Source organism: Klebsiella sp. D5A (genome assembly GCF_001620885.1).
In the GTDB taxonomy this organism is placed as follows: Bacteria; Pseudomonadota; Gammaproteobacteria; order Enterobacterales; family Enterobacteriaceae; genus Klebsiella; species Klebsiella variicola.
This window is the reverse complement of sequence record NZ_LOAR01000006.1, coordinates 241,715-256,082: the sequence shown is the minus strand read 5'-3', so window position 1 is coordinate 256,082 and position 14,368 is coordinate 241,715. Positions and strand designations below refer to the sequence as shown.

15 protein-coding genes and 1 other annotated feature (1 of these 16 only partly in view) are annotated in these 14,368 nt (G+C 57.0%); of the genes, 11 read left to right on the top strand and 4 right to left on the bottom strand.

What is annotated here, in order from left to right; translation table 11 throughout:
• The first annotated feature begins 6 nt into the window (after positions 1–6).
• On the top strand, positions 7–1,239 hold the full coding sequence (nadR, locus tag AS136_RS10775; RefSeq protein WP_002887802.1) for a multifunctional transcriptional regulator/nicotinamide-nucleotide adenylyltransferase/ribosylnicotinamide kinase NadR: 1,233 nt from the start codon (positions 7–9) through the stop codon (positions 1,237–1,239).
• A 93-nt stretch (positions 1,240–1,332) separates the two neighbouring features.
• On the opposite strand, the gene ettA is transcribed toward nadR, so the two are convergent.
• On the bottom strand, positions 1,333–3,000 hold the full coding sequence (ettA, locus tag AS136_RS10770) for an energy-dependent translational throttle protein EttA (RefSeq protein WP_012968984.1): 1,668 nt from the start codon (positions 2,998–3,000) through the stop codon (positions 1,333–1,335).
• Between the two features lie 228 nt (positions 3,001–3,228).
• On the opposite strand from ettA, the gene sltY reads away from it, so the two are divergent.
• Both sltY and trpR read left to right on the top strand, forming a co-directional pair.
• Positions 3,229–5,166 (top strand): murein transglycosylase, encoded by a 1,938-nt coding sequence (gene sltY / locus AS136_RS10765; protein WP_008807519.1) that lies wholly within the window; start codon positions 3,229–3,231, stop codon positions 5,164–5,166.
• 88 nt (positions 5,167–5,254) lie between these two features.
• Positions 5,255–5,584, top strand: coding sequence for a trp operon repressor (gene trpR, locus AS136_RS10760; RefSeq protein WP_008807518.1), 330 nt, complete (start codon positions 5,255–5,257; stop codon positions 5,582–5,584).
• Here the strand turns inward: trpR and yjjX are convergent.
• Entirely contained in the window at positions 5,571–6,086 is a 516-nt protein-coding gene (gene yjjX / locus AS136_RS10755) for an inosine/xanthosine triphosphatase (protein ID WP_008807517.1), read from the bottom strand. The genes trpR and yjjX overlap by 14 nt on opposite strands.
• Positions 6,087–6,199: 113 nt before the next feature.
• Between yjjX and gpmB the strand changes: the two genes are divergently transcribed.
• On the top strand, positions 6,200–6,847 hold the full coding sequence (gene gpmB, locus AS136_RS10750) for a 2,3-diphosphoglycerate-dependent phosphoglycerate mutase GpmB (RefSeq protein ID WP_008807516.1): 648 nt from the start codon (positions 6,200–6,202) through the stop codon (positions 6,845–6,847).
• On the opposite strand, the gene robA is transcribed toward gpmB, so the two are convergent.
• The gene (gene robA, locus AS136_RS10745) at positions 6,844–7,713 is read right to left on the bottom strand and encodes an MDR efflux pump AcrAB transcriptional activator RobA (protein ID WP_023322045.1); all 870 of its coding nucleotides are present in this window, start codon (positions 7,711–7,713) and stop codon (positions 6,844–6,846) included. The genes gpmB and robA overlap by 4 nt on opposite strands.
• A 209-nt stretch (positions 7,714–7,922) precedes the next feature.
• On the opposite strand from robA, the gene creA reads away from it, so the two are divergent.
• From creA to creD, 4 genes are read left to right on the top strand one after another with little or no spacing between them, the layout of a single operon-like run.
• Positions 7,923–8,396: a protein CreA gene (creA, locus tag AS136_RS10740; protein ID WP_023322046.1), complete on the top strand. Its 474-nt coding sequence runs from the start codon at positions 7,923–7,925 to the stop codon at positions 8,394–8,396.
• Between the two features lie 12 nt (positions 8,397–8,408).
• Entirely contained in the window at positions 8,409–9,098 is a 690-nt protein-coding gene (gene creB / locus AS136_RS10735) for a two-component system response regulator CreB (RefSeq protein ID WP_008807513.1), read from the top strand.
• The gene (gene creC, locus AS136_RS10730; RefSeq protein ID WP_023322047.1) at positions 9,098–10,522 is read left to right on the top strand and encodes a two-component system sensor histidine kinase CreC; all 1,425 of its coding nucleotides are present in this window, start codon (positions 9,098–9,100) and stop codon (positions 10,520–10,522) included. The genes creB and creC overlap by 1 nt, the downstream gene beginning before the upstream one ends.
• A gap of 60 nt (positions 10,523–10,582) precedes the next feature.
• On the top strand, positions 10,583–11,941 hold the full coding sequence (gene creD / locus AS136_RS10725) for a cell envelope integrity protein CreD (RefSeq protein ID WP_023322048.1): 1,359 nt from the start codon (positions 10,583–10,585) through the stop codon (positions 11,939–11,941).
• A gap of 62 nt (positions 11,942–12,003) precedes the next feature.
• Here creD and arcA read toward each other — a convergent pair whose 3' ends face one another.
• Positions 12,004–12,720, bottom strand: a complete 717-nt coding sequence (arcA, locus tag AS136_RS10720) for a two-component system response regulator ArcA (RefSeq protein WP_002887843.1) — start codon at positions 12,718–12,720, stop codon at positions 12,004–12,006.
• A gap of 95 nt (positions 12,721–12,815) precedes the next feature.
• Between arcA and yjjY the strand changes: the two genes are divergently transcribed.
• From yjjY to thrL, 3 genes are all read left to right on the top strand, one after another.
• Positions 12,816–12,956 carry a YjjY family protein gene (yjjY, locus tag AS136_RS28180; protein ID WP_001541509.1) on the top strand — a complete coding sequence of 47 codons (141 nt, stop codon included), beginning with the start codon at positions 12,816–12,818 and terminating at the stop codon, positions 12,954–12,956.
• A 396-nt stretch (positions 12,957–13,352) separates the two neighbouring features.
• Positions 13,353–14,039 (top strand): tRNA/rRNA methyltransferase, encoded by a 687-nt coding sequence (locus AS136_RS10715; RefSeq protein WP_008807510.1) that lies wholly within the window; start codon positions 13,353–13,355, stop codon positions 14,037–14,039.
• 212 nt (positions 14,040–14,251) lie between these two features.
• Positions 14,252–14,320, top strand: coding sequence for a thr operon leader peptide (thrL, locus tag AS136_RS26685; RefSeq protein WP_004222578.1), 69 nt, complete (start codon positions 14,252–14,254; stop codon positions 14,318–14,320).
• Positions 14,259–14,368: a sequence feature (Thr leader region), on the top strand (it continues 8 nt past the right edge of the window). (Overlaps the previous gene by 62 nt.)

The window sequence follows — 14,368 nt, the reverse complement described above, 5'->3', positions numbered from 1 at the left end:
TTAGCGATGTCGTCATTTGACTATTTAAAAAGCGCCATTAAGCAGAAAGGCTGTACCCTGCAGCAGGTGGCGGAAGCCAGCGGAATGACCAAGGGGTATCTCAGCCAGCTGCTGAATGCCAAAATCAAAAGCCCGAGCGCGCAGAAGCTTGAAGCGCTGCATCGTTTCCTCGGGCTGGAGTTTCCCCGCCGGCAGAAAAGCGTCGGCGTGGTGTTTGGTAAGTTTTACCCGCTGCATACCGGGCATATCTATCTGATACAGCGCGCCTGTAGCCAGGTCGATGAGCTACATATCATCATGGGCTATGACGATACCCGCGACCGCGAGCTGTTTGAAGAGAGCGCCATGTCGCAGCAGCCGACGGTGCCTGACCGCCTGCGCTGGCTGCTGCAGACCTTTAAATATCAGAAGAATATTCGCATCCACGCCTTCAATGAAGAGGGGATGGAGCCCTATCCGCATGGCTGGGACGTCTGGAGCCATGGGATCCGCGCTTTTATGAGTGAAAAAGGGATCGAGCCGAACCGGATCTATACCTCGGAAGAGGCCGATGCGCCGCAGTACCTTGAGCATCTGGGGATCGAGACGGTGCTTATCGATCCTAAGCGGACCTTTATGAATATTAGCGGCGGGCAGATCCGCGAGAACCCGTTCCGCTACTGGGAATATATTCCGACGGAAGTGAAACCGTTCTTTGTGCGGACGGTGGCGATCCTCGGCGGCGAGTCGAGCGGTAAATCGACGCTGGTCAATAAGCTCGCCAATATCTTCAATACCACCAGCGCCTGGGAGTATGGTCGGGATTATGTCTTTTCGCATCTTGGCGGCGATGAGATGGCGCTCCAGTATTCGGATTACGATAAAATTGCCCTCGGACATGCGCAGTATATTGATTTTGCAGTGAAATACGCCAACAAGGTAGCGTTTATCGATACCGACTTCGTCAGCACTCAGGCCTTCTGCCTGAAGTACGAGGGGCGTGAGCACCCGTTCGTGCAGGCGCTGATTGATGAATACCGTTTCGACCTGGTGATCCTGCTGGAGAACAATACCCCGTGGGTGGCCGATGGGTTACGCAGCCTTGGGAGTTCGGTGGATCGTAAAGAGTTTCAGTCGCTGCTGGTGTCGCTGCTGAAAGAGAACGAGATCGAGTTTGTCCATGTTAAGGAGTCGGACTACGATGCCCGGTTCCTGCGCTGCGTTGAGCTGGTGAAGCAGCTGATGGGCGAGCAGGGGTAGGGGCTCTGCGGGCTGTAGCCCTCACCCCAACCCTCTCCCGGTGGGAGAGGGAGCAAACCCTAAAAAAGGCAACCGAAGTTGCCTTTTTGCGTTTTATTTCGCGATACGCTTGTACTTGATTCGCTTCGGCTCCAGCGCGTCGGCGCCGAGGGTGCGTTTCTTATACTCTTCGTATTCGGTAAAGTTACCTTCGAAGAACTCAACCTTACCTTCATCCTGGTAATCCAGAATGTGGGTGGCAATACGGTCAAGGAACCAGCGGTCGTGCGAGATAACCATCGCGCAGCCCGGGAACTCCAGCAGGGCGTTTTCCAGCGCGCGCAGGGTTTCGATATCCAGGTCGTTGGTTGGTTCATCGAGCAGCAGGACGTTACCGCCGACCTGCAGCAGTTTCGCCAGGTGCAGACGACCACGCTCACCGCCGGACAGCTCGCCAACGCGTTTGCCCTGATCGACGCCTTTGAAGTTAAAGCGGCCCACGTAGGCGCGGCTCGGCATCTCGGTGTTGCCGATCTTCATGATATCCAGGCCGCCAGACACTTCTTCCCACACGGTCTTACTGTTGTCCATCGCGTCGCGGAACTGATCGACGGAGGCCAGCTTAACGGTTTCACCCAGGGTGATGGTGCCGGAATCTGGCTGCTCCTGGCCGGACATCATACGGAACAGGGTGGATTTACCCGCGCCGTTCGGACCGATGATGCCGACGATAGCGCCTTTCGGTACCGAGAAGCTCAGATCGTCAATCAGCACGCGGTCGCCGTAGGATTTGCGCAGATGGCTGACTTCCAGAACTTTATCGCCCAGACGCGCGCCTGGCGGAATGAACAGTTCGTTAGTCTCGTTGCGTTTCTGGTATTCGACGTTGTTAAGCTCTTCAAAGCGCGCCAGACGGGCTTTGCCCTTGGACTGACGGCCTTTCGCGCCCTGGCGAACCCACTCGAGTTCTTTCTCGATGGATTTACGACGCGCCGCTTCCTGAGAAGCTTCCTGCGCCAGACGCTGATCTTTCTGCTCCAGCCAGGAGGAGTAGTTGCCTTCCCACGGAATACCTTCACCGCGGTCAAGTTCGAGGATCCAACCGGCGACGTTATCGAGGAAGTAACGGTCGTGGGTAATCGCCACCACGGTGCCTTCGAAATCGTGCAGGAAGCGTTCCAGCCAGGCGACGGACTCGGCGTCCAGGTGGTTAGTCGGTTCGTCGAGCAGCAGCATATCTGGTTTTTCCAGCAGCAGGCGGCACAGCGCGACGCGGCGGCGTTCACCACCGGAAAGATTCGCGATTTTCGCATCCCAGTCCGGCAGGCGCAGGGCATCGGCCGCGCGCTCCAGCTGCACGTTCAGGTTGTGGCCGTCGTGCGCCTGGATAATCTCTTCGAACTTGCCTTGCTGGGCGGCAAGCTTATCGAAGTCCGCATCCGGCTCGGCGTATTTGGCATACACTTCGTCCAGACCCTTCAGCGCGTTAACCACTTCGGCGACCGCTTCTTCAACGGACTCGCGCACGGTGTGTTCCGGGTTGAGCTGCGGCTCCTGCGGCAGGTAGCCGATTTTGATGCCTGGCTGCGGACGCGCTTCACCTTCGATCTCGGTATCGATACCGGCCATGATGCGCAGCAGGGTAGACTTACCGGCGCCGTTCAGACCGAGCACACCGATTTTCGCGCCAGGGAAGAAGCTGAGGGAGATATTTTTCAAAATATGACGTTTCGGCGGAACCACTTTGCCGACACGATGCATGGTATAAACGAATTGAGCCACGTTGGACTTCGCCTCTTTCTATTTTGATAGATAGTTCAAAGCCGAAGTGTAGCCTTTTTCGCGCGCTAATCCCAGCGAGGCGACAGGATTCACAGAAGCGTAAAAAAATGTCCAGGACATGGCGCGTTTAGCGTTGTCTGATTAGCATAAGTAAAGCTGCCTGCCGAACCGGCGGGGGCTTTTAAGCGGCACGATGCTGCGAAAATGCACCGGAAAGAGGAAGAGCTTGTGGAAAAAGCCAAAAAAATGGCGTGGCATCTTTTGGCTGCCAGCGTTGGTCTGTTGACGTTGAGTCAGCTGGCGCATGCGGATTCACTGGATGAACAGCGCAACCGCTACGCACAAATTAAGCAGGCGTGGGATAACCGGCAGATGGATGTGGTCGACCAGCTGATGCCCACGTTAAGCACCTATCCCCTATACCCCTATTTGCAGTACCGGCAGATCACCGACGATCTGATGAACCAGCCGGCGCTGGTGGTGAAAAACTTTATTGACGCCAATCCGACGCTGCCCCCGGCGCGTTCCTTACGTTCGCGCTTCGTGAATGAACTGGCCCGGCGCAGCGACTGGCGCGGCCTACTGGCGTTTAGTCCCGATAAGCCGACCAGCACCGAGGCACAGTGCAACTATTACTACGCCAAGCTGAGCGTGGGGCAGTCGCAGGAAGCCTGGAGCGGGGCGAAAGACCTGTGGTTGACGGGCAAGAACCAGCCTGGCGCCTGTGAGCCGCTGTTCAGCGCCTGGCGTGACTCCGGACAGCAGGATCCGCTGGCCTATCTCGAACGGATCCGCCTGGCGATGAAGGCCGGCAATATCGGGCTGGTCAAATCGCTGGCTCAGCAAATGCCCGGCAACTATCAGAGCATCGCTTCCGCCGTCGTCGCCCTGGCTAACGATCCAAACAGCGTTCTGACCTTCGCCCGCACCACCGGGGCGACAGACTTTACCCGTCAGATGGCCGCCGTCGCCTTCGCCAGCGTCGCCCGTCAGGATGTGGAAAATGCCCGCCTGATGATCCCTTCGCTGGTGCAGGCTCAGCAGCTCAATGAGGATCAGACTCAGGAGCTACGTGATATTGTCGCCTGGCGCCTGATGGGTACCGATGTAACCGAAGAGCAGGCTATCTGGCGCGATGACGCGATTATGCGCTCACAGTCCACGCCGCTGGTGGAGCGGCGCGTGCGGATGGCGCTGGGAACGGGCGATCGCCATGGCCTGAACACCTGGCTGGCGCGCCTGCCGATGGAGGCGAAAGAGAAAGACGAATGGCGCTACTGGCAAGCGGATCTGCTGCTTGAGCGCGGCAGGGACGAGGAGGCGCAGGCGATCCTTCGCTCGTTGATGCAACAGCGAGGCTTCTATCCGATGGTCGCTGCGCAGCGACTTGGCGAGGAGTATACCTTCCGCATCGATAAAGCCTCGGGAACGATCGATCCGGCGCTGGCTTCCGGTCCGGAGATGGCGCGGGTACGCGAGCTGATGTACTGGAATATGGATAACACCGCGCGCACCGAATGGGCGAACCTCGTCACCAGCCGAACCAAATCCCAGCAGGCGCAGCTGGCGCGTTACGCTTTTGATCAGCACTGGTGGGATCTGAGCGTGCAGGCGACGATCGCCGGCAAACTGTGGGATCAGCTGGAGGAGCGCTTCCCGCTGGCGTATAACGATCTGTTCGCGCGTTACATCAGTGGCAAAGATATCCCGCAGAGCTATGCGATGGCGATTGCCCGTCAGGAGAGTGCCTGGAACCCGAAAGTGCGCTCGCCGGTTGGCGCCAGCGGACTGATGCAGATTATGCCGGGCACCGCGACGCATACCGTCAGCATGTTCAGCATTCCCGGCTACAGCGGCCCGTCGCAGCTGTTGGATCCGGAAACCAACATCAACATCGGCACCAGCTATCTGCAGTATGTCTACCAGCAGTTCGGCAATAACCGTATCTATGCCTCGGCGGCCTATAACGCCGGGCCGGGCCGGGTTCGTACCTGGCAGGGGAACAGCGCCGGACGGATCGATGCGGTGGCGTTTGTCGAGAGTATTCCGTTCTCGGAAACCCGCGGCTACGTGAAGAATGTCCTCTCCTATGACGCCTACTATCGCTACTTTATGGGGCAGCAGGATAAGCTCTTCAGCGATGCGGAGTGGCGGCAGCGTTACTGATCGCCGGGAAGTATGTTATGCTTTGTACTCGTTGAAGAGTACATTCGACGGGCAGCGTAAGCTGCCCGTCTCAATATGGTGGCGCGATATGACCCAACAATCTCCTTATTCCGCGGCCGTTGCCGAACAACGTCATCAGGAGTGGCTGCGCTTTGTGGCGCTGTTACAACAGGCCTATGCTGAGGATCTGCATCTGCCATTGCTGCAGCTGATGCTGACCCCCGACGAGCGCGAAGCGCTGGGCACCCGGGTGCGCATTATTGAAGAGCTGCTGCGCGGTGAGATGAGCCAGCGCGAACTGAAAAATGAGCTCGGCGCCGGGATTGCGACCATTACCCGCGGGTCGAACAGCCTGAAATCAGCGCCGGCCGAACTGCGTCAGTGGCTGGAACAGACGCTGCTGGCTAGCGATAAATAGCGTTATGAAACGGGCTCAACGCCAGCACGACCGCCTGATGGTAAACGCTGCTGCGGGTTAATTTTCCACCGGTGAAAACTCCAATCGCTCCCTCTTTACGACCGATCTGGTCGATGCCGGTATACTGCGACATGACCGGTCCCAGGGCTTCACCAGCGCGAACCTGCTCAAGAATAACCTCAGGTAACGGCAGTGTGGCTGAGCGCGCTTCTCCGCGCCGATCAGCGCTTTCAATGACCACCCAGCTAAAGGTGCTGCCATCGTCGATACCGGCCTCAATGGCCACCCAGAAATCGGCACTGGGTTGGACAAGACGCGCATTGGCGACGCGATTTCGTGCGCCAGCGCGCGTTTCCTCGCTGCCGAAGGGCTGTTCCGGCACGCCGCTCTCGACGGAGACGGACTCAATATGGCAGGATCCTTCGCCGAAAATCTCGTTAAAAGCCTGCAGAATTGCCTGAATTTTGGCGGGATTAGTGGTCGCTGAGACAACATGGTGCATAATCAAAACAACTCAGAATAAACTAACGTCATCGCAGTATACTCTAAATCACCCTCAGGGCAGGCGGTAATGCCCAAACCCGGTTGATAACGAGTCCAGAACGGAAAAAAAGCATGTTACAGGTATACCTTGTTCGCCACGGTGAAACGCAGTGGAACGCCGAGCGACGTATTCAGGGTCAGTCCGATAGCCCGCTGACCGCACACGGTGAGCGCCAGGCCTGGCAGGTTGGCGAGCGCGCCAGGACGCTGGGGATCACCCATATTATTACCAGCGATCTGGGACGAACCCGCCGCACAGCAGAGATTATCGCCGAAGCCTGCGGCTGCAGCGTGATCGCCGATGCGCGTCTGCGCGAGCTGGATATGGGGGTGCTGGAGAAGCGCCATATCGACTCGCTCAGCGACGAAGAAGAGGGCTGGCGTCGCCAGCTGGTCAACGGCACGCCGGATGGCCGTATTCCGCAGGGCGAATCGATGCAGGAGCTCAGCGAGCGGATGCATGCGGCGCTGGCATCCTGTCTGGAATTACCGGCCGGTAGCCGACCGCTGCTGGTGAGTCATGGGATTGCGCTGGGCTGCCTGGTAAGCACGATTTTAGGGCTGCCAGCATACGCTGAGCGTCGTTTGCGACTGCGCAACTGCTCTATCTCGCGCGTTGACTATCAGCAAAGCCCGTGGCTGGCTTCCGGCTGGGTGGTGGAAACGGCGGGCGACGTCTCGCATCTTGACGCCCCCGCGATGGACGAGCTGCAGCGTTAATGACGAATCGGGATCAGATACTCGCAGCGTAACTGAATCGGCGTAGCCTGATCCCGGTTTTCATCTTCAGGGTAGAAGCGTTCAATATCCAGCCCCTTGCGACGGGTCAGGTTTAGCATCGGCATGCAGGTACCGTAGACCGTCAGGATGAATTCCTGCAGGCCGGTGCCCAGTCCTTCATACGTGAACATGACATACTCGCCGCCCTCCAGGGTGACCGGGTGGGCGTTCTGCAGATGACCATTAGCCATCTCCGGCGTCAACGCGGTGGTATAGAACACTTCCTGCTCATCGTCTTTCTCCAGGCTCGGACGCGGCTCATGCAGCCCGTAGAGCACCGGAGGGATCGACGGCGAATTGCCGAGGAAGTCCCGCCAGAACTGGACGCGCATCTGGTTGCGGAAATCGGAGATTTCCTCGAGCTTACAGGTATAGCTCTGGGTGACGCCGAGCAACTGAGTGGTGGGCAGGGCGACAAATTCATGTTTTGGCAGCGTGAATTCGCCAAGACGCAGCGGCGGACGCATACCGAACGAGCTCCAGTCCGGGGAGCGGCGGTAGAGCGCCGGCGTCAGCGAGAACTGCTTTTTAAATGCCCGGGTGAAGGTCTGCTGGGAGTCGAAACGGTACTGAAGCGCAATATCAAGGATTGGACGGGCGGTTAGACGTAATGCGACAGCAGATTTCGATAACCGGCGCGCGCGAATATAGGCACCGATGGCATGGCCGGTGACATCCTTAAACATTCGCTGTAAATGCCACTTGGAATAACCTGCCTTCGCCGCCACATTGTCCAGAGAAAGCGGCTGATCCAGGTGACCTTCCAGCCAGCTAAGGAGATCGCGAATAATCCCTGCTTGATCCATAAAATGTCCCCATCCTTAAACACAGGTGCCTGATATTAAAGTAGCGGATAATAGCATTTTTTGATGTTTTAGCATTCAGTGTTTTTTTTGCTTTTAAATGCGGAAGGTCAGTGGAGCTGAACGATAATTTTGTAAAGCTGTGATCTATAAACCTTTTCTGCTAAGTGCGTGATAATCACTCAGCTATATTTTTTAATAATGGTAACAATATGAAATACAAGAAGTTTGCGATGAGCCTGCTGCTGCTGGCCGGCTGCCAGATGGCTCAGGCGGAGCAGATTGGTTCCGTGGATACGGTCTTCAAATGGTTAGGGCCGGATCACAAAATTGTCGTCGAAGCCTTTGACGATCCGGATGTGCAGAACGTGACCTGCTATATCAGCCGGGCGAAAACCGGCGGGATCAAAGGCGGGTTGGGGCTGGCGGAAGATACCTCCGACGCGGCCATCTCCTGCCAGCAGGTCGGGCCGATTGAGCTGACGGACAAAATCAAAAACGGCAAAAGCCAGGGTGACGTGGTGTTCCAGAAGCGCACCTCGCTGGTGTTTAAAAAACTGCAGGTCGTGCGCTTCTATGATGCCAAGCGCAATGCGCTGGTCTATCTGACCTACTCGGATAAAGTGGTTGATGGCTCGCCGAAGAACGCCATCAGCGCCGTGCCGATCATGCCATGGAATAAATAAACGGGAGCGCGCATGCAGCAGCCACGGATTTGGTTAGTCGAGGATGAACAGAGTATCGCTGATACCCTGGTTTACCCGCTGCAGCAGGAGGGCTTCCAGGTCACCGTCTTTGGCCGCGGGTTGCCCGCGCTGGAGGCGGCGGCGCATCAGGCGCCCGATGTCGCCATCCTCGACGTCGGCTTGCCGGATATCAGCGGCTTTGAGCTCTGTCGGCGCATGCTGACGCGTTATCCGGCGCTGCCGGTGCTGTTTCTGACGGCGCGGAGCGACGAGGTCGATAAGCTGCTGGGGCTGGAAATCGGCGCTGACGATTATATCGCCAAGCCGTTTTCGCCGCGCGAAGTCTGCGCGCGGGTGCGAACCGTGCTGCGGCGACTGCAGAAGTTTGCCGCGCCTTCGCCGGTGGTGCGCGTCGGCGAGTTTGTGCTCGATGAGCAGGCGGCGTCGATAAGCTGGTTCGGCCAGCCGCTGAACCTGACGCGCTACGAATTCCTGCTGTTGAAAACCCTGCTTCACGCGCCTGGTCGCGTCTTCTCCCGTCAGCAATTGATGGAGCTGGTGTGGAGCGATGCCTGGGAAAGCCTCGACCGTACCGTCGATACCCATATCAAAACCCTGCGCGCCAAGCTGCGGGCCGTGAATCCCGAGGTTACGCCGATCAATACCCATCGCGGCATGGGCTACAGCCTGGGGCGTGGCTGATGCGTATCGGCATGCGCCTGCTGCTGGGCTATTTTCTTATCGTCGCTATCGCCGCGTGGTTTGTGCTGTCGATCTTTGTCCAGGAAGTGAAGCCAGGCGTGCGCGGGGCGACGGAGGGGACCCTCAACGATACCGCCACGCTGCTGGCGGCGCTGGCGCGTGAGGACTTGCTGGCGGCAAATCCGCAGCAGGGCAGGCTGGCTCAGGCCTTTCAACAGCTCAACCAGCAGCCGATCAACGCCCATATTGGCGGAATTAAAAAGGTGCGTAATGAGTACCGTGTCTATCTGACCGATGCCAGGGGCAAGGTAGTGTTTGACTCCAGCGGACAGGCGACAGGGCAGGACTATTCGCGCTGGAATGACGTCTGGCTCACCCTGCGCGGCCAGTACGGCGCGCGCAGTACGCGCAGCGATCCGCATGATGAAACCAGCTCAGTCATGTATATCGCCGCGCCAGTGATGGATAAGGGGCGGATTATCGGGGTGCTGAGCGTCGGTAAACCCAACCTGGCGATGACGCCGGTCATCAAGCGCAGCGAACGGCGGATCCTCTGGGCCGGCGGCGCCCTGCTGGGCATTGCGTTGTTGATTGGCGTCGGCGTCGTCTGGTGGATCAATTTCTCTATCGGCAAGCTGGTGCGCTATGCGGACTCGGTGACCGCTGAGCGCCCGCTGCCGCTGCCGGAGGTTGGCAGCAGCGAATTGCGCAAGCTGGCCCAGGCCCTGGAGAGCATGCGGGTAAAGCTCGAAGGTAAGAATGCCATCGAAAACTATGTCTATGACCTGACCCATGAACTGAAAAGCCCGCTGGCGGCCATCCGCGGCGCGGCGGAGATCCTGCGCGAAGGGCCGCCGCCTGAGGTAGCGGCGCGGTTTACTGATAATATCCTCGCGCAAAACACCCGGATGCAACTGCTGGTGGAGCGGCTGCTCCACCAGGCGCGACTGGAAAGCCGGCTGGAGATAAAGCCGCAGCCGGTGTCGATAGATGCGCTATACCAACGGCTGACGGAGGAGCGTGACATCGCTCTGGCGGCGAAAGCTATCACCCTGCGCTGGCGGGAGAGTGGGATGCTGGTCAATGGCGATGGCGAGCTGCTGGCCCAGGCGCTGGGTAATCTGCTCGACAACGCGATTGACTTTACCCCCAAGGGCGGCGAGATCGCCCTGGCTGCGGAGAAGCGAAATGAAGAGGTGCAATTGAGCGTTATCGACAACGGGTGCGGTATTCCGGACTATGCCCTGGAACGAATCTTTGAGCGATTCTACTCGCTACCGCGCGAAGACGGCCATAAGAGCAGCGGCCTGGGACTGGCGTTCGTTCGTGAAGTCGCGCGCCTGCATCACGGCGATATCAATCTGCACAATCGGCCCGAAGGCGGCGTGGTCGCCACGCTGCGACTTCACCGTCCCTTCACATAGCTTCAAATTCCCCCCACATAGCCGCTCTACAGTGAGGCCATCACGATAGGGAGAAAGGCTATGTTGAAATCACCGTTATTCTGGAAAATCACCACGTTAATCGGTTGTGTTGTGCTGTTATCTTTGCCGTTAATGATGGTCAGGGAGCTTATTAATGAGCGGGCGGATTATCGTAGCGAAGTGGTGGATGCCATTGAGCAAAGCACCAGCGGCTCGCAAAAACTCGCCGGGCCGCTGATCGCCATTCCGGTGACCGAGACCTTGACCCGCATGGAGAACCAAAAAGAGGTCAACTATCAGCGGAGCTGGGTGTATTACTGGCTGCCGGAGTCGCTGGCGGTCACCGGCAAACAGACCGTGGAGTCGAGGAGGGTGGGCATCTACAGCGGCCAGGTCTGGCATAACGCCTTGCAGATTAAGGCCTCGTTTGATCCGCTGCGTCTGGCGGCGCTGAGAAAAACGAATATCGTCTTAGGCCCGCCGCGGCTGGTGGTGAGCGTCGGCGATGCCCGCGGCATTGGCGCCATCCATGCCCCGGAGGTCAACGGTAACGTATTAAGCGTGGAGCCGGGGCTGGGGATAAGCGGCGATGGCGCAGGTATTCATATGCCAATGCCTGCGCTGGCGGAGGACAACAAGCCGCTTGAGATTGCCTTTTCACTCGATCTGAACGGGACGGGAGAGTTTTCGCTGGTGCCGATCGGGCGTAACAGCGAGCTGCAGTTAACCAGTAACTGGCCGCATCCCGGCTTTCTCGGCAGCTTTCTGCCAACGCAACGGGAAGTGAGTGCTGCCGGCTATCGCGCCCACTGGCAAAGCAGCTGGTTCGCCAACGATATGGGGAGCTATTTTAAGGATGATATGGAGATCCCGTGGTCGCGACTGCCGGCGTTCAGTGCCGATGTGATGTCGCTTGCCGACCAGTACCAGCTAACCGATCGGGCGACAAAATATGCCATCCTGTTAATCGGGCTCACCTTTATGGCCTTTTTCGTGTTCGAGAGCCTGACCCGTCGTCCCCTGCATCCGATGCAATATCTGCTGGTGGGCCTGTCGCTGGTGCTGTTTTACCTGGTGCTGCTGGCGCTCTCGGAGCACGTTGGGTTTACCGCCGCGTGGCTGGCGGCCAGCCTGTCCGGCGCGGTGATGAACGGGGTCTATTTACAGGCAGTGCTCAGGGGATGGCGTAACAGCCTGCTGTTTGTCGCCGCGCTGCTACTGCTGGATGGGGTGATGTGGTTTCTGCTGCATTCCGAGGACAGCGCGCTACTGCTGGGTACCGGGGTACTGGTACTGGCGCTGAGCGTCCTGATGTTTTTGACCCGCCGGGTGGACTGGTATGCGTTATCGTTACCGAAAGGCAGTGCGCCCCCGCCGCCGGCTGCCGATGACGACAAGCTGCGCCTCTGGAAAGAGTGACGACATAAAAAAACGGCGCCCTGAGGCGCCGTTTTCACATCATGGCTGCGGAATAAAACGCATTATTCCTGCAGATCGCCACAGAAACGGTAGCCTTCACCGTGAATGGTGGCGATGATTTCCGGGGTATCCGGAGTGGATTCGAAGTGTTTACGAATCCGACGAATGGTCACGTCAACGGTACGGTCATGCGGCTTCAGCTCACGACCGGTCATTTTCTTCAGCAGCTCGGCGCGAGACTGAATTTTGCCCGGGTTTTCGCAGAAGTGCAGCATCGCGCGGAATTCACTGCGTGGCAGCTTGTACTGCTCGCCGTTCGGGCTCACCAGTGAGCGGCTGTTGATATCGAGTTCCCAACCATTGAACTTGTAGCTCTCCACGCTGCGGCGCTCTTCGCTCACGGTACCGAGATTCATGGTACGGGAGAGCAGGTTGCGCGCGCGGATGGTCAGCTCACGCGGGTTAAACGGTTTAGTGATATAGTCGTCAGCGCCGATTTCGAGGCCAAGGATCTTATCCACTTCGTTGTCGCGGCCAGTTAAGAACATCAGCGCGACGTCAGCCTGCTCACGCAACTCGCGCGCCAGCAGAAGACCATTTTTACCCGGCAGGTTGATATCCATGATTACCAGGTTGATATCATTTTCAGACAGGATCTGATGCATTTCCGCGCCATCGGTCGCTTCGAATACATCGTAACCTTCTGCTTCGAAAATACTTTTTAACGTGTTGCGTGTTACCAACTCGTCTTCAACGATAAGAATGTGCGGGGTCTGCATGTTTGCTACCTAAATTGCCAACTAAATCGAAACAGGAAGTACCAAAGTCCCTGACCTGCCTGCTGCATGTCGCAAATTAACATGCGCGGCGTAACATGACTAAAGTACGTAATTGCGTTCTTGATGCACTTTCCATCAACGTCAACAACATCATTAGCTTGGTCGTGGGTACTTTCCCTCTGGACCCGACGGTGTCAAAAACGGCTGTCATCCTAACCATTTTAACAGCAACATAACAGGCTAAGAGAGGCCGAACACCCAATAAAACTACGCTTCGTTGACATATATCAAGTTCAATTGTAGCACGTTAACAGTCTTGTGAAATCATTGCATCGTCATGCTCTTTATAGTCACAATCCTTACACAGCTCAACTAGTTGCGTGGATAAATTAATAAATACAGTGAATCCAATGCATGGAACGATGGCTCAGATGAAATTTCATTGCCCATCATATGGATAAATGGGTTCTGTTAACATACTCCTCGTCATGGCCTCCTGAGAACAGTTTAGATTTTTTTATGGGTAAGCAAACGCAATTTTAGTGATTTTTGTTGCAAATTTGTAAATTTTCACCGCGTAAAATGGTGGGTCCAGCGCTTCGCCAACGCCTGAGAGAGAGAAAGAAACCGCAATGCGTTTAACGATTATTTTAGTCGCCCCAGCCCGGGCAGAAAACGTCGGTGCCGCTGCCAGAGCAATGAAAACGATGGGATTTCGCGATCTCAGGATCGTGGACAGTGAAGCCCACCTGGCGCCAGCGGCACGCTGGGTGGCGCATGGCTCAGGTGACATCCTCGATGGCGTCACTACCTATCCAACCCTTGCTGCGGCGCTGCACGACGTCGATTTTACCGTCGCCACCACCGCCCGCAGTCGCGCGCGGTTTCACTACTACGCCACGCCGCAGCAACTGTTGCCGCTGCTGGAGGAGAAGGCGCAGTGGATGACGCACGCGGCGCTGGTTTTTGGCCGTGAAGACTCCGGGTTGAGCAATGAGGAGCTGGCCCTGGCCGATGTGCTCACCGGCGTGCCGATGGTAGCGGATTATCCATCGCTCAATCTCGGCCAGTCGGTGATGGTCTACTGTTATCAATTAGCATCGCTTATGCAACAAACGGCTCCCGCCGCCGCCGCGGCAGATCATCATCAGCTGCAGGCATTACGCATCCGCACCGAGGCATTGCTTTCGCGTTTAGGCGTGGAAGAGGATGCCAAACTGGCCGACTGGCTGGCGCAACGAATGGGGCTGCTGCAGCAGCGCGACACGGCAATGTTGCATCGATTGCTGCATGATATTGAAAAAAACCTGCCAGAATAAAGCTCTGTCATATTTTTTTGTTTATAGTTATATGTGCTGTTTTTGTGGGCTGAATTCCGCCGAACTGGATGTTTTTTCTTGCCATGACGGCGCAATACGTAAGCTGGCTGAAATGGGGTTAATTGAGAAATTCATTGACTTAAGAAGGCAGATACTTTAACCAATATAGGCAGGACACACAGACAGATAAAAATACAGAGTACACAACATCCATGAATCGCATCGGCATGATTACCACCATTATCACCACCACCATTACCACAGGTAACGGTGCGGGCTGACGCGTACAGGAAACACAGAAAAAAGCCCGCACCTGAACAGTGCGGGCT